The organism is Streptomyces sp. NBC_01381 (assembly GCF_026340305.1).
Classification (GTDB): Bacteria; Actinomycetota; Actinomycetes; order Streptomycetales; family Streptomycetaceae; genus Streptomyces.
In genome coordinates this window covers 123,729-144,007 of the sequence record NZ_JAPEPI010000002.1, presented here as the reverse complement: position 1 = coordinate 144,007, position 20,279 = coordinate 123,729, and the positions used below count along the sequence as shown (strand labels likewise).

Annotated in this window: 19 protein-coding genes; 4 read left to right on the top strand and 15 right to left on the bottom strand. The window is 70.7% G+C overall.

Annotated elements, in window-relative coordinates:
* Positions 1–69: 69 nt before the first annotated feature.
* The 4 genes from OG453_RS22360 to OG453_RS22345 are packed head-to-tail and all read right to left on the bottom strand — an operon-like array spanning position 70 to position 6,289.
* Entirely contained in the window at positions 70–2,085 is a 2,016-nt protein-coding gene (locus OG453_RS22360) for a proline/glycine betaine ABC transporter permease (protein ID WP_266870162.1), read from the bottom strand.
* Entirely contained in the window at positions 2,082–3,176 is a 1,095-nt protein-coding gene (locus OG453_RS22355; protein ID WP_266870161.1) for a glycine betaine/L-proline ABC transporter ATP-binding protein, read from the bottom strand. Before OG453_RS22355 ends, OG453_RS22360 begins: the two co-directional genes overlap by 4 nt.
* The gene (locus tag OG453_RS22350; protein ID WP_266870159.1) at positions 3,173–4,708 is read right to left on the bottom strand and encodes a GMC family oxidoreductase; all 1,536 of its coding nucleotides are present in this window, start codon (positions 4,706–4,708) and stop codon (positions 3,173–3,175) included. Before OG453_RS22350 ends, OG453_RS22355 begins: the two co-directional genes overlap by 4 nt.
* 51 nt (positions 4,709–4,759) lie before the next feature.
* Entirely contained in the window at positions 4,760–6,289 is a 1,530-nt protein-coding gene (locus tag OG453_RS22345; protein ID WP_266870158.1) for an aldehyde dehydrogenase family protein, read from the bottom strand.
* A 156-nt stretch (positions 6,290–6,445) separates the two neighbouring features.
* Here OG453_RS22345 and OG453_RS22340 point away from each other — a divergent pair, with 156 nt between their 5' ends.
* Positions 6,446–7,219, top strand: coding sequence for a hypothetical protein (locus OG453_RS22340; protein WP_266870157.1), 774 nt, complete (start codon positions 6,446–6,448; stop codon positions 7,217–7,219).
* 7 nt (positions 7,220–7,226) lie between these two features.
* On the opposite strand, the gene OG453_RS22335 is transcribed toward OG453_RS22340, so the two are convergent.
* From OG453_RS22335 to OG453_RS22310, 6 genes are all read right to left on the bottom strand, one after another.
* Positions 7,227–7,760: a hypothetical protein gene (locus OG453_RS22335; protein ID WP_323178659.1), complete on the bottom strand. Its 534-nt coding sequence runs from the start codon at positions 7,758–7,760 to the stop codon at positions 7,227–7,229.
* Positions 7,757–8,005, bottom strand: a complete 249-nt coding sequence (locus OG453_RS22330; protein ID WP_266870156.1) for a helix-turn-helix transcriptional regulator — start codon at positions 8,003–8,005, stop codon at positions 7,757–7,759. Before OG453_RS22330 ends, OG453_RS22335 begins: the two co-directional genes overlap by 4 nt.
* Before the next feature lie 64 nt (positions 8,006–8,069).
* Positions 8,070–8,825 (bottom strand): hypothetical protein, encoded by a 756-nt coding sequence (locus OG453_RS22325; RefSeq protein ID WP_266870155.1) that lies wholly within the window; start codon positions 8,823–8,825, stop codon positions 8,070–8,072.
* Positions 8,826–8,835: 10 nt separating this feature from the next.
* Positions 8,836–9,216 carry a hypothetical protein gene (locus tag OG453_RS22320; RefSeq protein ID WP_266870154.1) on the bottom strand — a complete coding sequence of 127 codons (381 nt, stop codon included), beginning with the start codon at positions 9,214–9,216 and terminating at the stop codon, positions 8,836–8,838.
* On the bottom strand, positions 9,213–11,048 hold the full coding sequence (locus OG453_RS22315) for a hypothetical protein (RefSeq protein ID WP_266870152.1): 1,836 nt from the start codon (positions 11,046–11,048) through the stop codon (positions 9,213–9,215). Before OG453_RS22315 ends, OG453_RS22320 begins: the two co-directional genes overlap by 4 nt.
* 122 nt (positions 11,049–11,170) lie before the next feature.
* Positions 11,171–12,097, bottom strand: coding sequence for a LysR family transcriptional regulator (locus OG453_RS22310; protein ID WP_266870150.1), 927 nt, complete (start codon positions 12,095–12,097; stop codon positions 11,171–11,173).
* 132 nt (positions 12,098–12,229) lie between these two features.
* On the opposite strand from OG453_RS22310, the gene OG453_RS22305 reads away from it, so the two are divergent.
* Entirely contained in the window at positions 12,230–13,690 is a 1,461-nt protein-coding gene (locus OG453_RS22305; protein WP_266870148.1) for an MFS transporter, read from the top strand.
* 13 nt (positions 13,691–13,703) lie between these two features.
* Here OG453_RS22305 and OG453_RS22300 read toward each other — a convergent pair whose 3' ends face one another.
* Together OG453_RS22300 and OG453_RS22295 are read right to left on the bottom strand one after the other, a co-directional pair.
* Complete coding sequence (locus OG453_RS22300) at positions 13,704–14,693, bottom strand: malate dehydrogenase (RefSeq protein WP_266870147.1); 990 nt, start codon at positions 14,691–14,693, stop codon at positions 13,704–13,706.
* A gap of 414 nt (positions 14,694–15,107) precedes the next feature.
* The gene (locus OG453_RS22295) at positions 15,108–16,253 is read right to left on the bottom strand and encodes an XRE family transcriptional regulator (RefSeq protein WP_266870146.1); all 1,146 of its coding nucleotides are present in this window, start codon (positions 16,251–16,253) and stop codon (positions 15,108–15,110) included.
* Between the two features lie 353 nt (positions 16,254–16,606).
* Here OG453_RS22295 and OG453_RS22290 point away from each other — a divergent pair, with 353 nt between their 5' ends.
* On the top strand, positions 16,607–17,152 hold the full coding sequence (locus OG453_RS22290; RefSeq protein ID WP_266870144.1) for a peptidoglycan-binding protein: 546 nt from the start codon (positions 16,607–16,609) through the stop codon (positions 17,150–17,152).
* A 50-nt stretch (positions 17,153–17,202) separates the two neighbouring features.
* On the opposite strand, the gene OG453_RS22285 is transcribed toward OG453_RS22290, so the two are convergent.
* The 3 genes from OG453_RS22285 to OG453_RS22275 form a co-directional block, all read right to left on the bottom strand.
* Positions 17,203–17,643 (bottom strand): helix-turn-helix transcriptional regulator, encoded by a 441-nt coding sequence (locus OG453_RS22285; RefSeq protein WP_266870142.1) that lies wholly within the window; start codon positions 17,641–17,643, stop codon positions 17,203–17,205.
* Between the two features lie 281 nt (positions 17,644–17,924).
* Positions 17,925–18,815 (bottom strand): helix-turn-helix domain-containing protein, encoded by an 891-nt coding sequence (locus OG453_RS22280; RefSeq protein WP_266870140.1) that lies wholly within the window; start codon positions 18,813–18,815, stop codon positions 17,925–17,927.
* Positions 18,812–19,585, bottom strand: coding sequence for a helix-turn-helix domain-containing protein (locus OG453_RS22275; RefSeq protein WP_266870138.1), 774 nt, complete (start codon positions 19,583–19,585; stop codon positions 18,812–18,814). Before OG453_RS22275 ends, OG453_RS22280 begins: the two co-directional genes overlap by 4 nt.
* A gap of 282 nt (positions 19,586–19,867) precedes the next feature.
* On the opposite strand from OG453_RS22275, the gene OG453_RS22270 reads away from it, so the two are divergent.
* A complete protein-coding gene (locus OG453_RS22270; protein ID WP_266870137.1) occupies positions 19,868–20,278 on the top strand; it encodes a peptidase inhibitor family I36 protein in 411 nt (136 codons plus the stop codon).
* Position 20,279: the final 1 nt, after the last annotated feature.

The window sequence follows — 20,279 nt, the reverse complement described above, 5'->3', positions numbered from 1 at the left end:
CGCTTGCTGTGGTGGTTCACGAGACTGTTCCCTTACGTAGGCAGGAGAGCGGGGTCCGGGGAGCGTACGTCAGCGCAGTGCGCGTTCCTTGACGTCCTTGCCGGGCTGGGAGATCCGGTCGAGGAGCAGACCGAGGCAGACGATCGCGATACCGGACGTCAGACCAAGGCCGAGGTCGCCCTTGGTGAGGCCCCTGATCACGTCCACACCGAGCGCGCCACCGCCGATGATGCCGCCGATGACGACCATGGAGAGGACCAGGACGACGCCCTGGTTCAGGGCGACGAGCAGCGCGGGCCTGGCCAGCGGCAGCTGGACCTGCCAGAGCTGCTGGCCGGTGGATGCGCCCAGCGAGCGGGCCGCCTCCAGGGCCGAGGGGTCGATCTGGCGGACGCCCTGGGACGTGATGCGGATGACGGCGGGCAGCGCGAAGATGACGGCGGCCACCGCGCCGGCGGCGGGGCCACTGCCGAACAGTCCGACCATCGGGATCAGATAGATGAACGCCGGCAGGGTCTGCATGGTGTCGAGCACCGGCCGGATCATCCGGTCCACCCAGTCGACCCGGGCCGCGAAGACGCCGATGGCGAAGCCCAGGAGCAGCGTGACCACCAGGGCCGCGATGACCTGCGAGAGGGTGTCCATCGAGTTGTTCCACAGACCCATCGCGCCGATCGCACCGAGCGCGAGCACGGCGGTGACCGCCGCGCGCCAGCGTCCCGCGAGATAGGCGAGGACACCGGCAAGCAGGAGCACCGCCCACCACGGGGTGGCGAGCAGGGCGTCGAACAGCGGGTTGATGACCCAGCGGGTGAAGCCGCTCGCCCAGGTGAGGGTGCCGCCGAGGACTGGTACGCCGGAGCCGAGCTCGCGCTCGATCCACCCGAAGGCCTCGTTGATCGGCTGGGAGATGTCGACGACCCAGTTCTCCGGCCACTCGGTGCGGCCGAGCGCCTGGCCGAGTACGGCGGCGCCCGCGATCACGGCGGCCATGACGGCCCACAGGATGCGCGTCACGAAGGCGCTGCGCTCGGGTGCCGAGTCGTCGACCCGTTCGCCGAACGCCGCGGTCGTACGGTCGAGCCAGATGGCGATCAGCACGATCGCGATGCCGGCAGGCGCCGCGAGGCCCACGTCGAGGGTGGAGATCGCCGTGAAGATCGGGTCGCCGAGACCGCCGGCGCCGACCACCGTGGCGAGCACGACCATCGAAAGACACATCATGATCGTCTGGTTGAGGCCGAGCAGCATCGGCTTGCGGGCCAGCGGGAGGCGCGCCGTCCACAGCCGCTGCCAGGCGCTTGCGCCGAGCGACTGCGAGGCCTCGAGGGCCGCCGCGTCGGCGCCGCGCAGGCCCAGTGAGGTGAGCCGGGCCATCGGCGGGGCGGAGTAGATGACGGTCGCCATGAAGACGGCCGGGGTGCCCACGTCGAACATCAAGACGAAGGGCAGCAGATACGAGAAGGCCGGAAGCACCTGCATCGTGTCGAAGACCGGCCGCAGGATGCGCTCGGCGCGGTCCGAGAGACCGGCCGCGAGGCCGAGGAGCACACCGACGAGCCCCGCGACGGCCACACAGACGACCATCAGGGCGAGGGTCTCCATCGCCTCTTCCCACACGTCGAGCACGCCGATCACGGCGAAGGTGCCGAAGGCGATGCCCGCGAGGGTCAGCGAGCGGCGGCGCAGCTTCGCCCCGCCCGCGTACCAGGAGATGAGTACGGCGGCGACGGTCACCCCGATGAAGCCGAGGCTCTCCAGACCGCTGAGCACACCGTCCACCGCGGATTCCGAGGTGTTGCTGATGTGCAGCAGGAAGTAGAGGAAGATCGGGTGGGTGTCGCGGTTCTGCGCCATCCACGTGTTGACGTCGTCGAGCGGCGAGCGCACGTCGAAGGTCAGGTCGGAGGGCCACACGCCGTTGGCGGTGACGGCCGCCGAGACGACCGCGACGAGCACGGCGACGAGCAGCGCGATGGCCTTGGGGTTGCGCACGAGTGCGGCCAGCGGCCCGGGGCCCTCAGTGGGGCCCGGCGGGGACACGCTGTCCTTCTTCTCCAGTACCGGAGACGGGGCGACACTCATACAGCCGCCACCTCCTTGTCCTGGGGGTCATTGTCGAGGCCCGCGACCACGGCGAGCAGCTGCTCGTGGTCGACGACGCCGAGGGTGCGGCCGCCGTCCACGACGCGGCAGTGCTCGCCACTGCGCGCGACGGCCTCGATCGCGTCGACGACCAGCGTGTCCGGGCCGATCGCGGCACCGGTCTCGGCCTCGGCGCCCACGGCGGGGCGCATGGCGCGGCGTACGGAGATGACCTGCTCGCGCGCCACGTCCTGGACGAAGTCGCGGACGTAGTCGTCGGCCGGGTTGGCGACGATCTCCTCGGGGGTGCCGAGCTGCACGATGGCGCCGTCCCGCATCAGCATGATGCGGTCGCCGAGGCGCAGCGCCTCGCTCAGGTCGTGGGTGATGAAGACCATCGTGCGGCCCTCTTCGCGGTGCAGGCGGATGACTTCTTCCTGCATGTCGCGGCGGATCAGCGGGTCGAGCGCGCTGAACGGCTCGTCGAAGAGCAGCACTTCGGGGTCGACGGCGAGGGCGCGGGCCAGGCCGACGCGCTGCTGCTGGCCGCCGGAGAGCTGGGTGGGGCGGCGGTTCTCCAGGCCTTCGAGGCCGACCTTGGCGACGACCTCCATGGCCTTGGCGCGGCGCTCGGCCTTGCCGACGCCCTGGATCTCCAGGCCGTACGCGACGTTGTCGAGGACCGTGCGGTGCGGAAGGAGGCCGAAGTTCTGGAAGACCATCGCGGCCTTGTGGCGGCGCAGTTCACGCAGCTGGTTCTTGTCCATGCCGAGCACGTCCGTGCCGTCCATGGATATGGAGCCGCTGGTCGGCTCGATGAGCCGGGTCAGGGTCCGCACCAGGGTGGACTTGCCGGATCCGGACAGGCCCATGACGACGAAGACCTCGCCCTTCTGGACGTCGAAGCTGACGTCCCGGACGGCCGCCGTGCAGCCGGTGCGCTCGCGCAGCTCGGCCACGGAGAGACCCGCGTACTCCGCATTGCCCGGTACGCGCTGGGCCTTGGGCCCGAAGACCTTCCACAGGTCCCGGACGGTGAACACGGGCTCCGCCGCGTCGGTGGCGGGCGTCTTCTCAGTGGTGGTGGTCATCGGACATCACTCCCGGTCAGCAGTTCCGCGCACTTTTCCCCGACCATGAGCACTCCGATCATCGGGTTCACGGCCGGCATCGTCGGGAAGACGGATGCGTCCGCGATTCGGATTCCTTCGAGTCCCCGGATCCGCAGAGCCGGGTCGACCACGGCGAGTTCATCAGTGGAGGCACCCATTCGGCAGGTCCCTGCCGGGTGGTACACCGTGTGCGCGGCCTTGCGCACGAGCTCGCTGATCTCGGCGTCGTCGGTGACGTCGGGGCCGGGGAACACCTCGCGCTTGAGCCACTTGGCGAACGGCTCGGCCTGCGCGACCTTGCGCGCCAGCTTGATGCCGTCGACGAGCGTCTGCCCGTCGTAGTCACCCTCGTCCTCGAAGTACTTGAAGTCGAGGGCGGGCTTGACCTCGGGGTCCGCGGAGGTGAGGTAGAGGCGGCCGCGCGCACGGGACTTGGGGATGTTCGGCGTCATCGAGACACCGTGCTCGGGGCGTTCGTAGCCGAGCCGCTCCGGGTTGTCCGTGAACGGGATTTGGTAGAAGTGGAACATCAGGTCCGGGCCCTTGTGGTCCGGGTCCCGCTTCACGAAGAGACCGGCGTCCGAATCCATCGCGGAGTTGCCGGGGATCGGCCCGTTGGTCTCCCAGACGATGACCGACTCGGGGTGGTCGATGAGGTTCTCGCCGACGCCCGGCAGGTCGTGCACGACGGGGATGCCGAGGGCCTGAAGGTCCTTGGCCGGGCCGATGCCGGAGTGCATGAGCAGCCGCGGCGTGTCGACGGCACCGGCGCAGACGAGCACCTCGCGGCGGGCGGTGAGCAGCTGCTCGGCGCCGTCCTTGGTGCGGATGTGGACGCCGCGGGCGGTCTTGCCGTCGAGCTCCAGCTTGGTGGCCCAGGTCTCCAGGAAGAGGTGGAGGTTGGGGCGGTCACCGGCCTCCATGTGGGGGTGGAGGTAGGCGACCGAAGCGGAGGAACGCTTGTTGTTCTCCGGGTGGTACGAGAGGTCGAAAAAGCCGACGCCCTCGTCGAAGGGCTTGTCGTTGAAGCCGACGACCTCGGGGACGCCGAGCGCGGTCTTCGTCGCCTCGACCCAGTCGGTGGCGATCTGGTTCTGGTCCTTCTTGGCGACGCGTACGACGTTGTTGCGCAGCTTGCCGTAGAAGGGGTCCATCGCCTTGGCGCCCCAGCCGGTGGCCCCGGCCTCTTCCCACTCGTCCCAGTCGGACGGCAGCGGCTTGAAGGAGATCAGGGTGTTGTGCGACGAGCAGCCGCCGAGCACCTTGGCGCGGCTGTGCAGGATGTGCGAGTTGCCCCGCGGCTGCTCGGTGGTGGTGTAGCCGTAGTCGAGGTCGCCGCCGAGCAGGCCGAGCCACTTGCGCAGCGTGAGGACGTCCTGGCGGTCGATGTCGCTGGGGCCGCCCTCGATGACGGCGACGGTGACGTCCGGGTTCTCGGTGAGCCGGGACGCGATCACCGATCCTGCGGTGCCGCCACCGACGATGACGAAGTCGTACTCGGTCTGGGACATGCGGTTACTCCAACGTTCTGCGCGTATTGAGCGGTCGTACGTGTCGAGGGCTCAGCCCGCGAACCAGCGCACCGGCGCGGGCGCCAGGTTCTGGTAGATGTGCTTGGACTCCCGGTACTCGGCGAGCCCGGCGGGTCCGAGCTCGCGTCCCACGCCGCTCTTGCCGAAGCCGCCCCACTCCGCCTGCGGCAGGTAGGGGTGGAAGTCGTTGATCCAGATGGTGCCGTGGCGCATGCGGCGGGCCATCCGGCGCCCGAGACCGGCGTCGGTGGTCCACACGGCGCCCGCGAGACCGTACTCGGTGTCGTTGGCGAGCGCTACGGCCTCGTCCTCGGTGCGGAAGGTCTCGACGGTCAGGACCGGGCCGAAGACCTCTTCGCGTACGACCTTCATCTCGCGGTGGCACTGGTCGAGCACGGTGGGCTCGTAGAAGTAGCCGGTCGCGGGGCGGGCGTCGCTCGGCTCGGGGCGCTTGCCGCCGGAGCGGAGCACCGCGCCCTCCTCCAGGGCGGACGCGACGTACATCTCGGTCTTCTCGCGCTGCTGCTGCGAGACGAGCGGACCGCACTCGACGCCGTCCTCGGTGCCGCGGCCGAGCTTGATCTTGCTTGCCCGGCGGGCGAGTTCGGCGACGAAGCGCTCGCGGACCGACTCCTCGATGATGAGGCGGCCACCGGCGGAGCAGACCTGCCCGCTGTGGATGAACGCGGCGTTGAGGGCCTGGTCGACGGCGGTGTCGAAGCCCTCTTCGGTGGCGCAGGCGTCGGCGAAGACCACGTTGGGGTTCTTGCCGCCGAGTTCGAGGGCGACCTTCTTCACGCCGAGCGCGGCGGCCTGGGCGACCTTGGTGCCGGAGACGAGGCCGCCGGTGAAGGAGACCAGGTCGACGTCGGGGTGGTCGGAGAGCCGGGCGCCGACGGTGTGGCCGGGACCGGTCACGATGTTGGCGACGCCCGCCGGGAGGCCGGCCTCGACGAGCAGCTCGATGAGCGCGACCGTGGTCAGCGGCGTGATCTCGCTCGGCTTGATCACGAAGGTGTTGCCCGCCGCGAGCGCCGGGGCGATCTTCCAGCTGGCCTGCAGGAGCGGATAGTTCCAGGGCGTGATCATCGTGCAGACGCCGACGGGCTCGTGCACGACGACGCTGTGGATGTCGTCGGATCCCGCGTCGACGACACGGCCCGCGCCCTCGCCGATCACCAGGTCGGCGAAGTAGCGGAAGGCGTCGGCGACGCAGTCCACGTCGACGCGGCCCTCTTCGAGGGTCTTGCCGGCGTCGCGGCTCTCCAGGAGCCCGATCTCTTCCCGGTCGCGAACGAGGAGGTCGGCGACGCGGCGAAGCAGCGCGGCACGCTCGGCGACCGGAGTCTGAGGCCACGCTCCGTGGTCGAAGGCCTCGCGGGCGGCGGCGATCGCCGCGTCGGCGTCCTCGGTGCCGCCTTCGGCGATCACTGCGAACGGCTTGGCATCCGCCGGGTCGAGGATCTCGCGCGTGGCGCCGGAGAGGGCGCTAAGCCACTCTCCGCCCACATGGATGGTCTGTTGTGCGGACACGTCCCGTTTGCCTTCCGTTCCTGTCATATGCCCCGCCTGTCACTCGCGGTAGCCGGGTCCACCTGCCCTCGAGTGAAGAAACCATGCGTATTACATGGCCGAAAGTGCGCTGTGTCACTGCCCGTGCAGGCAGTCGGGGCGAAACGTACGCTCGAAGAGGGGTTTGTCACTGGAGGTGACGTAATGCGCAGAATTTCCAGGAAGCAGGCGTGGGGAACAGCGGCCTGTACGGCGGTCGCTCTCCTGGCCGCCCCGGCGGTCGCGCTCGCCGACACGGAGGATCTGAGCGCGCAGGAGATCTCCGACAAGGCGGAGAAGGAACTGCTCGACGCCAAGTCCGTCCATCTCGAACTGGAGCAGAAGGGCACGGACCTCGACGACGAGGAGCCCGCCACGATGGAGCTGACCCTCGACCAGGACGACAACTGCGTCGGGTCGCTGACCATGGCGGACGACGGCGGCAGCCTGGAGCTGATCAAACAGGGCGAGAAGGTCTGGATGAAGCCCGACGCCGCCTTCTGGAAGGCGCAGCTCCCCGGCGGCCAGGGCGAGGCCGCGGCCGACATCATCGGGGACCGCTATCTCTACGGCACCACCGATGACGCCCTGCTCAAGGACATGGCCGGGGTCTGCGACCTGAAGGAGATCCAGCAGGAGGTCCAGGACGAGTCGGGCGACGAGTCGACGCTCAAGAAGGGCGATCGGACCAAGGTCGACGGCACCGACGTCATCCCCGTCACCGGCAGGGACGACGGCAAGACCACCACGATGTACGTCGCGGCCGAGGGCACTCCGTACCTGGTCAGGGCCACGGAGAAGGGGCAGGGGACCGACTCGACGCTGAAGTTGTCCGCGTACGACAAGCCGGTCCCGAAGGACACCCCGTCCGAGGAGGACTCGGTGAACGTGTCTCAGCTGCAGGGCGTCCAGGACGGCGGCCCGGCAGACAACCTCTGAGTTCCCCTTACGCCTCGGGGTCCTCGAAGTCCTCGGGCTCGTCCGCCACGGCGAGCCCCGCCACCCACAGCGGCATCAGCCAGTGCAGGACAAACAGGGTGAACAGGACGGGGAAGAGCAGCCCTTCGGTGTCCCAGCCCTGGAGCGCGACCGCGCCCGCACCGACGGCGGCCGCGAGCAGCAGCCACTGCGTGAGCCCCCGCGCGCGAGCGGCGACGCGGGCCTTCTCCGCGCGCTGCCGCTCGTCGAGTGCGCGCTCGCGCAGTTCGAGCAGGCCGCGCGTGGCGCCGTTGATGACGCCGGTGGCGAAGCACCACGGCAGGATCAGGGCGGCCATCGTCCACATCGCCCACCACTGATCGCCCACGACGGTCAGCAGCCAGGCCGCGACGCTCGCCACGGTCAGCGCGATGTGCGCGCCGACCGCGAGCCGCCTGCGCGCGGCGGTGGCGTGGAAGGGCGCCGCCTCCCGCCGGTTCATGAGCGCGAACATCCGCCGGTCGTACCCGGTCATCCCCCGCGCCTGCTGGTCCGTCATCATCCCTGACTCCTCCCGTAGACCTCATCCGTGAGCGGGCGGAACGGCCGGAGCGAGAACAACGCCTCCACCGGCAGCCCGAAGAACTCCGCGATCTTCAGCGCCAGGTCGAGGCTCGGGTTGTACTGCCCACGCTCGATGTAACCGATGGTCTGGTAATGGACCCCCACCGCCTCGGCCAGGCTCTGACGCGACACCTTTCGCTCCGCGCGCACCATCGCCAACCTGTTGTGCACTTGCTCGCTCATGTATAAGAAGTACTACATCGGCGAGTACGTTGGCAACAAGGGGCGGGGTGGATGGGTGCCGCGCCTAGTCGGCCGGCTCGGGGCAGATCTCTTCCGGCGGGCAGAACCATGCGAGGGCCGTCTCCATCAGCGCCTCCTCGTCGGACCTGCCGTCCGCGTCGGCGCCGTACACGGCAAGGGCGTAGAGCTCGCCGTCCACGGACTCGAAGCGCTGGTCGATGACGTACCAGGGACCGATGTCCGGCTCATCCTTGAGCGAGTCGGCGAGGTAGTCGAGCCGGGCGCTGGGGAGGCCGCCGACGTCGGCGCGCGTCAGGTCGAGCCGGTCGAAGCCGTCGGGCAGGCGCCGCTTCGGCTGGTCCAGCCACACCTGCAGCGATTCATGACCGCTCGGCTCCTGCACCTTGTACACCTGGAGCCTTCGACTCCCGTCGAAGTTGCGGTAGTTGACGACGTCCGGGCCGTACACGGCGTCATCCGTCGAGCGGGTCCAGTCCTCATCGGGGAGGGCGAGCCGGTAGCCGAAAGCGTCCTGCACGGTCTCGTATCCGTCGGGCGGACCGCCCGACGCGGAGGGCGACGGGGCGCCCTCCGGGCTCACCGTGGGCTGTTCGAGAACCGCCAAGTACCCCCTCGGCTCCGGCTCGTCCTTCCAGCCGAGCGCCCAGCCGCCGAAGGCCAGGGCGCAGACCGCGAGGACCGACACCGCGCCGCGCAGCGCCTTGTCCTGGCGCACCGCGTCCCGGTCGTGGAGCTCGGCGATCCGCTGCTCCTGCTCGTGACCGACCCACTCCTGGCGGTCGGCGTCGAAGATCCGCACGGTCGTTTCCTCAGCCCGTGATCTGGGCGATCGCCTCGAGGACCGCCGTGACGGACGCGGCCGTCGCGGCGGCCGCGGTGTACCGCTCAAGCCGATCGCGGAGTCTCGCCAGCAGCCTGCCATCGCTGCGCCCGCTGCGGCCGATCTCCCGCTCCACCTCGTCCAGTTCGGCGTCGAGCGCCGCCTCACCGGGCGTACGTTCCGGTGCCTGGGGCAGCACGCCGCGCAGGGCCCGCACCTGGGTGAGCAGGTGCTGGTGGTGCGGATCGGCCGTCACCACCGAGTAGTTGGTGGACTCGGCCGTGCCGTGCGCGCCGAAGGCCAGCGAGCCGCCGGTGACCGACCCGATCTGGACGTGCGCGCCGCCGCCGCTCTCCTTGTCGCCGCTCATGCCGTGCTCCTCTCGGTGTGCGTGGCCCGGCCGTGGGTGCCGGTGGCGAGGGCGCCGCCGGACATCTCCTTGATGTAGACCCCGCTGTTGTTGATCTGCGTGATGTTCTGTTCCAGGCGGTCCGTGCGGTAGCCGCCGGCCCGCAGCGCGTCGCGTACGCCCTCGCCGATGCGGTCCTGGAGGGTGCGGATGTAGCGGGCGACGTCCATCTCCTGGAAGAGGGAGAGTTCGTCGGTGCTCGCCAGTTGGCGCAGCGAGACCAGCGGGGCGTCCGGCGGCGCCTGGACCGGACCGCCCAGGCGGAGCCAGGAACACAGGGCGCGCAGCATACGGGCGGCACGCGGCGCGGGCACGGGCCCTTCGGGCTGTGCGAGCCAGAGCCGGAACGAGGTGCCGACGGAGGGCAGCGCGCGCAGCGCGGCGATGCCTACCGCCACGCCTGCCGCGGGCCCGTCGACGCAGGCGCGCAGGGCGTCGCGGTAGGGACCCTCCGGCTCGCGCGCGACGATCGTGTCGACCTCGCGGAACTCGCGGACGATCGGGCCCAGTACGTGCGGCACCACTTCGAGGACCAGCATCCCGCCCTGGGTGTGCACCCTGACCAGGAGCGAGACGACGACCTGTTCGTTCCAGGCGCCGACCCTGATGCGCAGGAAGTGCCGCCGCGCCTCGCCGCCCTCGCCCGCGGCCCTGGCGATGTGCCGCTCGGTCTGCTCGGCGTCGTAGACCCCCGCGGTCTCCTGGACCCCCGTGGTGTCGCTCACCTGGCCGGTGAAGAGCTGCTCGTCGCGACCCGCGCCCGCGGGCAGATAGACGAACTCCTCGATCTCCAGGTGCCGCAGCCGGTCCACGCTCGTGGCCCCGGCGGAGGTGCGCAGGTCCTTCAGACGGGGCCGGATCATCTCGATGACCTCGCGCGCGGAGAGCGGTTCGTACGTGCGCTGCTTGGGCAGGCCGCCGTCCGACTCCGTGTCGGCGCGCTGCAGTTCGAGCACGACGGACCATGGCTCTCGGGGCTTCCCGGCGCCCACGAAGGGCCGGTTCGCGTCGTAGAGGGTGACGTTGGCGTCCTGTTCGCGGCGGATGCAGTCGGCGATGCGGCTGAAGCGGGCGGGCAGCGCCGGCTGCTCGGTCTCGGCGAAGGTCTGCCGTGCGAGGCGCGTACGCAGCATGCGCTTGCGCAGGTACTGGTGGCGCCACACCACGGCCGCGATGAGCAGCGGGAAGATCAGTGGGTACGGCGTCCAGGTCTCTTTGATCTCGATGACCGCGAAGACCGTGTACGAGGCGGCGCACCACCACGCGAACCCCGTCACCAGCCAGCCGAGCCGGCGCCGCAGCCAGGACAGGATCGGCGGCAGGTTCACCTTCCGCAGCACGCTGCCGTCGGCGCCCCGGCCGGAGAAGACCCGGGCCAGCCACAGCAGCAGGACGACCACGGCGTACGACAGTGCCCAGCCGCCCGGCACCAGGCCGCCGAACATCCCGGGGCTCGGCGCGCCGAACGCCTCGGGGTCGAGGGCGAGCAGTACGAAGTCCGCGCCGGACACGCCGGAATCGCCGCCCTGGGAGTCCTCAAGGGCGTCCCAGGCAAGGACCGCGTCGGTGACGAGGAACCCGATCCACACCACTGCCAGGAGCAGCGCGGTGGTCACCTCTTCGCGCCGGGCCCGCAGCGCGTGCGCGAGCACCGGAAGCACATCGGCCCCGAATGGTGGCGCGACGGGGCGCTCCGCGTGGTCGACGAGCTCGGACACGACCCGGCTGCGGAACACCGCGTCCAAGTGGACGCCGGCACACAGCAGTCTGGTGGCCTCGGTGTTACCTGCCATGGCGCCAACTCCGTTGAGATCAATCGGAATTGAAGGCTAGGCAGAGCGTGCGCACTGCGGCCGCGGGAACGCGGGCGCGCCGCTCGGATAGGTGAATTACCGGCACTCGTTCAGGTGACCTCTCAGGTGACCTCAAGGAGATCCCGCACACACCCCCGCAGCCACGCGTGCGCCGGATCCGCGTCGTGCCGGGGATGCCAGGCGATGGCAAGGCGCAGTGGCGGCAGGTCGAGCGGGACGTCGAAGGTGACCAGGCCCAGGGTGTCGGTGAGCGGCCGGGCCCAGGAGGTGACCAGGCCCACCAGATCGGTGTGGAGCAGCACGAAGAGGGAGGACGGATAGGTGCCGACGCTGCCCACCACCCGCCGCTCAAGACCCAGTTCGGCGAGCGCGGCATCCAGCGGGCCGTGCAGTCTGCCCTTGCGGGAGACCGTGATGTGATCGGCGGCGGCGAACCGCTCGGGCGTCAACTCGCCGCGCAGCAAGGGGTGTCCGGGACGTACGACACCCAGCATCCGGTCGTCGTGCAGTCGCTCGATCCGCACCTCGGGCGCGACCGTGTCGATCACCCCGACCTCCAGATCGGCCGTCCCCTCGCGCAGCACGGGCGCGTCCACATGGCTCTCGCCGAGGAACCGGATGCGTACGCCGGGGGCCTCGGCCACGGCGCGGGCGAAGAGCGCGGGGCCGTACGCGGCGGCGATCACGTCGCTGCCGAGGACGGTGAGGGTGCGGGACACGGTGCGCAGATCGGCCGCGCCGGGACCGGCGAACAGCGCGCGGGCGCGTTCCACCACGGCGCTCACCTCGGCCCGGACGGCGAGCGCGTGCGGGGTGGGGACCATCCGCCGCCCCGCCCGCACCAGGACGGGGTCGCCGAGCGCCTTGCGGATACGGCCCAGGGTGCGGCTCATCGCGGGCTCGGACAGATACAGACGGCGGGCGGCGCCGGAGACGCTCTCCTCGTCGAGCAGCACGTCGAGGGCGAGCAGGAGGTTCAGGTCGAGGCCCCGGCCCGGATCGGACGGCGCCACTTCGGAATGCGCCATTCTGGAATGCGTCTCTTTGGAATGCGTCACGCGCATATATCCCTTGCAAAGGTTGCACTGGAGATCAGGTAGGCGGCGAGCCTACGGTGACAAGGCATCCCACACCACGCCACGACGCTCCCTGGAGGAGCCTTGCCCTCGCCTGCCCGAAACCGGACCGAGCCGCCCAAGCAGCTCAAGCAGCTCAAGCGCTCGGCCGAACTCACCCTCTGTGCCTGCGTGCTCGTCGCGCAGAGCATGGTCGCCGCCATCAACCTCCTTATCCCGCAACTGACTTCGTCGTCCGTCCACCCGTCGTCGAGCGAACTGCTGTGGACGGTCGACGCGTACGTCATCGTCTTCGCGGGGCTGCTCATCCCCGCGGGCGCCATCGGCGACCGCTACGGACGCAAGGGCGCGCTGCTCTGCGGGCTCGGCCTCTTCGCCGCGGGCGCCACGGTCAGCGCGCTCGCCACCGGACCCGTCCCGCTGATCGCCGGACGCGGTGTCTCCGGCGCGGGCGCCGCGCTGATCATGCCCGCGACCATGTCGATCCTGGTGCGCACCGCATCGCCCGAGCACCGGCCGCGCGCGGTCGCCTCCTGGGCGCTCGCCGCCGGGCTCGGCGGCTTCGCGGGGAACGCGGTCGGCGGCCTGATCGGCCAGTATCTGCCGTGGCGCGCCCTGTTCTGGGTGATGGTGCCGCTCGCGGCGCTGCTCGCCCTGGCCGTGGTGCGCACAACTCCCCGTACGGAGAAGTCGGTCGGTGCCGCCATCGACCCCCTCGGCGCCACGCTCCTGACCGGCGGTCTCGTCGCGGTGCTCTTCGGCATCATCGAGAGCCCGACGCACGGCTGGACGTCGGCGCGCATCGTCATCGCGTATGGAGTGGGCGCCGCTCTCATCGGGGCATTTGTCGCGCACGCCCTGCGCTCCCGCTCGCCGCTCTTCGACCCGCGGGTCTTCGGGTCCCGCAGGCTGCGGGCCGCGACGCTCGGCACGGCCGCGTCCTTCTTCGGCCTCTTCTCGCTCTTCTACGTCAACTCGCAGTATCTGCAGTACGTGAAGGGGTACGGCGCCGCCCGTGCGGGCCTGGCCATCGTGCCGCTCACCGTCGGCATGATCCTGGTCCCCAGGTTCGCGGCACGCTGGTCGAAGCGGCCCCGCCCGCTGGTCGGCGGCGGACTGCTCCTGATCGGGCTCGGCCTGCTCGGCGCGTCAACGGCGCACGAGGGCACGCCCTACGCGGCGTACGCCTGCTGGCTGCTCGTCATCTCGGCGGGCACGGGTCTCTCCATGCCCGCGCTCGCCCTCGGCGTCGTCTCGTCGCTGCCGCCGCACCAGGCGGGCCTCGGCTCGGGGCTCGGGACGTCGGCGCGGGAGGTCGGGGCGGCGCTCGGGGTGGCCGTCACGGGGACGGTCCTCGCCTCGCACCCGGGGTTCACCTCCGGGATGGAGGCGGCACTGCGGGTCGTGGGGCTCACGGTGGTGGCCGCGGCGGCACTGGTCACCCTCGGGTACCGGACCGGACGCACCGCACCCCCGGCTGCCGATCGAGCGGCGGCCGGGGGCGCGGTGGACGAACGCGCGTACGGGCAGAGCCGGACGCGATGACGTACCAGACGTACTAGATGAGGCCGAGGCCGCGGACCGCCTCGCGCTCCTCGGTGAGCTCCTGCACGGACGCGTCGATGCGCGCACGCGAGAACTCGTTGATCTCCAGGCCCTGGACGATCTCGTACTTGCCGTCCTTGGTGGTGACGGGGAAGGAGGAGATCAGGCCCTCCGGAACGCCGTACGAACCGTCCGACGGGATACCCATGGAGGTCCAGTTGCCGTCCGCCGTGCCGTTCACCCACGTGTGGACGTGGTCGATGGCGGCGTTGGCGGCCGAGGCGGCCGAGGACGCGCCACGGGCCTCGATGATCGCGGCGCCGCGCTTGGCGACGGTCGGGATGAACTCGTCGGCGAGCCAGGCCTGGTCGTTCACGACCTCGGCGGCGTTCTTGCCGGCGATCTCCGCGTGGAAGATGTCCGGGTACTGGGTCGCCGAGTGGTTGCCCCAGATGGTCAGGCGCTTGATGTCGGAGACCGACGTGCCGGTCTTCTTCGCGAGCTGCGACAGCGCGCGGTTGTGGTCGAGGCGGGTCATCGCGGTGAAGCGCTCGGCCGGTACGTCCGGGGCGGCGGCCTGCGCGATGAGCGCGTTGGTGTTGGCCGGGTTGCCGACGACGAGGACCTTGATGTCGTCCGCGGCGTTGTCGTTGATGGCCTTGCCCTGCGGCTTGAAGATGCCGCCGTTGGCCTCGAGCAGGTCGCCGCGCTCCATGCCCTTGGTGCGGGGGCGGGCGCCGACGAGGAGGGCGACGTTCGCGCCGTCGAAGGCGACGTTCGGGTCGTCGCTGATCTCGATGGAGTTCAGCAGCGGGAAGGCGCAGTCGTCGAGCTCCATGGCGGTGCCCTCGGCGGCCTTCAGCGCCGGCGTGATCTCCAGAAGGCGCAGGTTGACCGGCACGTCCGCGCCGAGCAGGTGGCCCGAGGCGATGCGGAAGAGCAGTGCGTAGCCGATCTGGCCGGCCGCGCCGGTGACGGTGACATTCACGGGAGTGCGGGTCATGGCGATCTCCGTAAGACAGCTGGCGGTGGGGGTCCCTGCCCCTTGTGCTGGATCCCCTGCCGACGCCTTCTCGATCGCCTCTCGATGATCGATCTCTTGGCATCAAGAGAGATCCGGAGTCAGGCTATACCGCCTCGGGCGGGGCGGTGCGCCGGGTCCGTGTGGCCCGGCGCACACGGTGGCGGCCGCCACCTCGGGAGGGGGAGCGTGGCGGCCGCCCGGGGGTGTGACCGCACTCCCGTGGGGGTACGTTGCGCCTTCCCGGGCACCCGGGATCCATGCGTACGGAATTGAGCCGCCGCTCCGCGGCGGATTTTTCCCGCCCACCCACCGATTGCCCGGCAGGCGTTCCGCTGGGCGGAACCGGTGGGCACAACACCGCACCGCCGGGCACCGGTACAGCCAAGCGTCCGCCTACTTCGTGCAGCCGGTGACGCCCGACTTCAGCGTCGCGCACGCCTCCGCCGACGCCCCGTCCTTCACCGCCGTCATCGGCGTGTACGCGTCGAAGTCCGCGTTCACGGTCCCCGCCTGCTTGGCGCCCGAGCCGTCGGAAATCGTCACCTTGTCCCCCACCGCCGCCTGCGTGATCCGCGCCCAAGCCGCCCCGCAGGCCTTGCTGTAGCGGACCTCGATCAGCGCCTTGCCGACCGTCGCGCGCGTCGTCGTCCTGGCCAGTTCGCCGCCGCAGCCCATCGTCTCCGGGTCCTTGCCGGTGCAGCTCTTGCCGCTGCACTCGACGCCCGCGGGCAGATCCGTGTCACTCGTGGTCGGCGAGGCCGGCGGCTTCGCGCCCTCGTCGCCCTTGTCACCCTTGCCGAAGTCCGTCAGGAAGACGACCGCGGCTATGACCACGAGCGCGCCGACCGTCCCCGCGAGGAACATCGTCAGCTTCCTGCGCCGCCGCTGCCCGTCGGGCGAGCCACCGCCATGGCGCGGCTCCTGCCTGCCGGGCGGCGCGACGACGGGCCCCCGGCCGCCGTCCCCGACGCCGTACGAGGAAGCAGCCCCGTACGCACCGGCTCCCGCGCCCGCTCCCACGCCCGCGCCGGACGGCGAGGCCTGCGGAGGCACCGTGGGTGCGACGCCCGCCGGGCCCGCGACCCCCGTCATGCTCCGGCCGCCACGGCCACCGGCGTCGACATCGGTGCCTGTGCCGCCGCCCGCCGAGCCGCCCCGCGCCGCGTCCTTGCCGCCCTTGCCCTTGGGCGGGTTCGGCCCCAGCTCCCCGAGCGCGGCCCGCGCCTGGGAGATCCGGATGGCCTGCATGGTCATGTCGTGGCGCATCTCGGAGCGGCTCCAGGCGCGCTCCGCGAGCTCCCACATGGTGATGAGGTGAACGGGGTTGGTGCCCGTCACCTCGGCCAACGCGACGATCGCACCCTTCGGGGCGAGCAGCCGCCCGTTCAGATAGCGCTCCCACGACGTCTTGCTGTACCCGGTGCGGTCCGACACCGCGGCAATGCTCAGACCACTGCGGTCGACGAGCCTGCGCAGCTGATTGGCGAACTCCCTGACCTCCGGATCAAGCTCATCCGGTAGCGCCTTCCAACGAGGCATTACTCCCCCTATTCCCCCCGTACGTGCCTACTTGCCCCCGCGCGTGAAGCCCCCTGCCCTGCCAAGGGGCAACCCCCGCCACCCCTGTCATGGACTACCCAGAGGGATGCCAGAAGTCAGGATGTCAGTTCCCCGACTGGGGGCGCACGGGAGCATTCGGGCCACTGGCGTGCACCGTCGCACTCCCCGCGGGCCGGCGTCCAGTGTCCCACCGCCGTCCCGCATCACAATGCGGAACCCCAGGTAGGAGCCCGGGACGTCCCAAAGCATCCCGAATGCACCTGTTGAACCTTTTGTGAACGGCGGGCGGCAGGCAGCATCGGAGGGGTCAACGCACCACCTAGGGGGATCAGATGCACATCAGCAAGGGCAGGTCGAAGCGGCTGCTCGGCTCGGCCGTCGCCGTGACGGCGGGGGCCGCGCTCGCGCTCGGGGGCACGGCATCGCTCGCACAGGCGAGCGGTCCGCACGTCATCGACGGCAAGGGTGCCGCGTACAACGACTGGGGCGACGAGGGCGACCTGTCCCGCCACAGCCACGCGAACAGCAACGCCACGCGGCTCTGGCAGACCGTCCTGTACGCGGACGGGGCGAAGTGGAAGGACAGCAACGGCAACCGGCACACGTTCAAGAAGTGGGACATCGACGGCAGCTTCGGCCGCAAGACCGAGTCGGCCACCAAGTGGTGGCAGCAGCGCGAGGACGTGGAGGACGTCGACGGAATCGCCGGCAAGGAGACGTTCGGCGTCGCGGACGACTATCTGGACGGCCCGGGCTACAACGGCCGCGTCACCTACAGCGGCTACAAGCACGACGTCACGTTCAAGCGCCTCGGCAGCACGTACTACGTGAAGATCGACGGCGAGTGGAAGAAGGCCGCGTACAACTGGCGTGGCTGACACCCGGCTCCACCTGCACCCCCGACTGGGGCCGTCACTCCGTGGCGGCCCTAGCTCATGAGATTCCTCAGCAGGCCTTCCAGCAGCACCATGAGGATGAGGAACGCGGTGAGACCGGCGATGGAACGCCACGTCCACGCGGGGCGCTTGCGCGGCTTCGCGCGCTTGCCCTCCTTGCTCAGCACGACGCGCGGGGCTGAATCCGTGCCCCCCGCCGCGCCCCGCGGCCACACGCGCACCGCCAACTCCCAGCGTGCGCAGACTCGTTCGCTGTCCTCCTTCGCCACCTCGCACAGCGCCGTGACCGCCCGGCGGGGCGGTGGCTGCTGTGCGTTGAGGTAGCGCTGCCAGGAGGATTTGCTGTACGCGGTCTCCTTGCCGAGCGCGACCAGGCTCAGGCCGGTGCGGTCCTTGAGCAGCCGCAGCTGTTCCACGAAGTGCCGCACTTCCGGGGGAAGTCCCTCCGGCAGCGGCCGCCAGGCAGCACTCATGCTTCACCCCCAGCATGTGCCCAGTTTGCCCACATGACGGTCGGACGGCCCGAAGTGGTTCCCTCCGCACCCGGTCGGCACCTGTTGCGGGCTTCGCACACCGTTGCGGAATGGTCACCTCCGTGCCACAGGGGCAAGGCATCCCTTGAACGGAATTGGCGCGGGCATGACGCTGGAACTCGTTGAAAGCGGCCCCCACAGACCGGCGGCGCCCGTCCTCCCACGGGGGAGAGGACGGGCGCCGTCTTGTTTTCCGGGTTTTCCGGGCGTTTCCCGATGGGCTACTTCCCTGCCTCCCCGGTCTTCCCGCCGGCGCCGAAGCACTGCCGCTCACCGTCCCGCACCAGGCAGCCCCGCACATCCGCCAGCTCGTCACGCCGCGCGGCGGCCATCGGCGTCGGCAGCGAACCCTCCTCGTCGAACCGGTCCCGCACCTCGGTCTGCTGGGTGCCGATGCCCGGCGCGACGATCTCGACCCGGTCACCCACCCGCCCCCGGTCGATCCGGGCCCAGACCGCCCCGCACTCCACGGAGCGCCGCACCTTGACGACCGTGCCGCCGCCGAAGCGGTGCTCGGCCAGCGTGCCGGGCGGGTTCGCCGCGCCGGAGCAGCGGGTGGCCTCCGCGTCCTTGCCGGTGCAGGAGTCGCCCGAACAGCCGGGTGCGGGGCCCGAGTCGGCGGTGGTCGGCGCGCCCTCCGCGTCCGTGCCACCGCCGCCGAAGCCCCAGACGACCAGGAGCACCCCTGCCGCGACGGCGGCGAGACCGCCGAGCGCCCCGGCGAGGAACCCGGTGGACCGCCAGCGCCCGCGCTCGGCGGGGCCCGGCTCACCGGCGGCCTCCGGCGTGGGCGTGTCGGCCACGTCACGCGGCTCCTCGCGCCGCGCTCCGGTGGACCCCGCCCCGCCCACGCCCGCGCGGCCGCTCCACGCGGACTCCGCGAGGCCCCACAGGGCGAGCGGCCGGTCCTGCCGCTCCCCCGCGAGGACGCACAGCTCCTCGACGGCCTGCCGGGGCGGCAGCGTCTTGCCGTTGAGGTAGCGCTCCCACGACGACTTGCTGTACGGCGTCTTCGCCGCGAGCGCGGCCAGGCTCAGCCCCGCGGCCGCCCGCAGTTCGCGGAGCGCCTCGGCGAGACGTACACACTCCGACGGCGGTTCCTGCCTGGTCACTTGCGCAGCACCTTCCATGTGTCGGGGCCGATCTTGCCGTCGACCGCGATGTTCGCCTTGTCCTGGATCCGCTTCACCGCGCGCTCGGTGTTGTTGCCGAACGCGCCGTCGGCGACTCCGGGCGATGCCTCGCGGTGCTCCAGGAGGCACTGCGCCTCCACCACGGACCACCGGGTGGACAACCGCTCGATCAGTTCCGTGCGCGTGCGGCTGTAGCCCGCGTACAGCAGGCCGTTGTCGTCGCGCCGCACCTCGCACTCATAGGTCTTGCCCGGCTTGTACTCGAACTCGCCGAATTCCGGGTGGGCTTCACCCGTGAACGGCCTGTCCTCCCCCTTGTCGTCGCTCTCCTTCTCCCAGGGCGCGAGCAGCGCGAACACGGCGAGCATCACCAGCGCCGTGCACACGCTCGACAGCACGATCGCGAGCCAGGGCACCGGGCGGCGCACGGCCGGGGCCGTCTCTCCCACCGGGGCGCCCGCGCCCGTGTCCACATCCACCTCTACGTCCCAGCCCTCCGCGGCCACTTCACGCAGCGCGAGGAGCGGCGCCGGTTCGGTGTCGCAGGCCCGCGCGAGCGCCTCGACCGCCTCCGCGGGAGGCAGTGACCTGCCGTTGAGATACCTGTCCCAGGACGAACGGCTGTACCCCGTCCGGGATGCCAACGCCGCGAGCCCCAGACCGCTGTGGTCCTTGAGCCTGCGCAGCCTTACGACGAACTGCCGCACCCGCGGGTCAAGCGAGTCGGGCAGCTCCTTCCATCGAGACATGTTCCACCCCATGTCCTTCAGTCCCTGAAGGAGAGGATGCCCGAACGCCCGGCGGCAGTTCCGGCGTCCTGCCGAATCCGGCCGGTCTCGGCCGTCCCGCGCAAGCCGTCCCACGCACCAGGGACCCGCAGGTCAGCGCCCGGGACGTCCCGCGCGTGCCTGATCGCACCGGTGGATCTGGCGGTCCGCACCCGCCATCCCGCATCGTCATCAGGGCACAACGGGCGGCGCGGTCCACCCCGCGCCGCCCTCCACATCACCGTGAATTCTTCGGGGGAAGACATGAACATCACGGCAACGCGCAGGACCGTCGGCATCGGCATCGCCTCGCTCGCCCTCATGGGCGGCTCGGCGAGCGGCGTGGCGATGGCGAGCACAGGGGGCGGCGCGGCTCCGGCCGGCGTCGAGGCGAAGGGGGCGTCGGACTGTCCCAAGGGCTGGCTGTGCGTCTGGTCCGGGAAGAACTTCACCGGGCGGATGCAGAAGGTCCAGTACAACAACAAGGACCTGTCCAGGTTCGCCGTGTTCGCGGGCGGCTCCTGGTCCGGCTACAACAACGGCCGCAAGTGCGACGTGGCCCTCTACGCGGGCAAGAACTACACGAAGTACATCGGCACGCAGCCCCGCGGCGAGAAGGGCAACGCCAACCACAAGCTGAAGATCCTCTCCAACAAGTGGGTCAACTGCCGCTGAC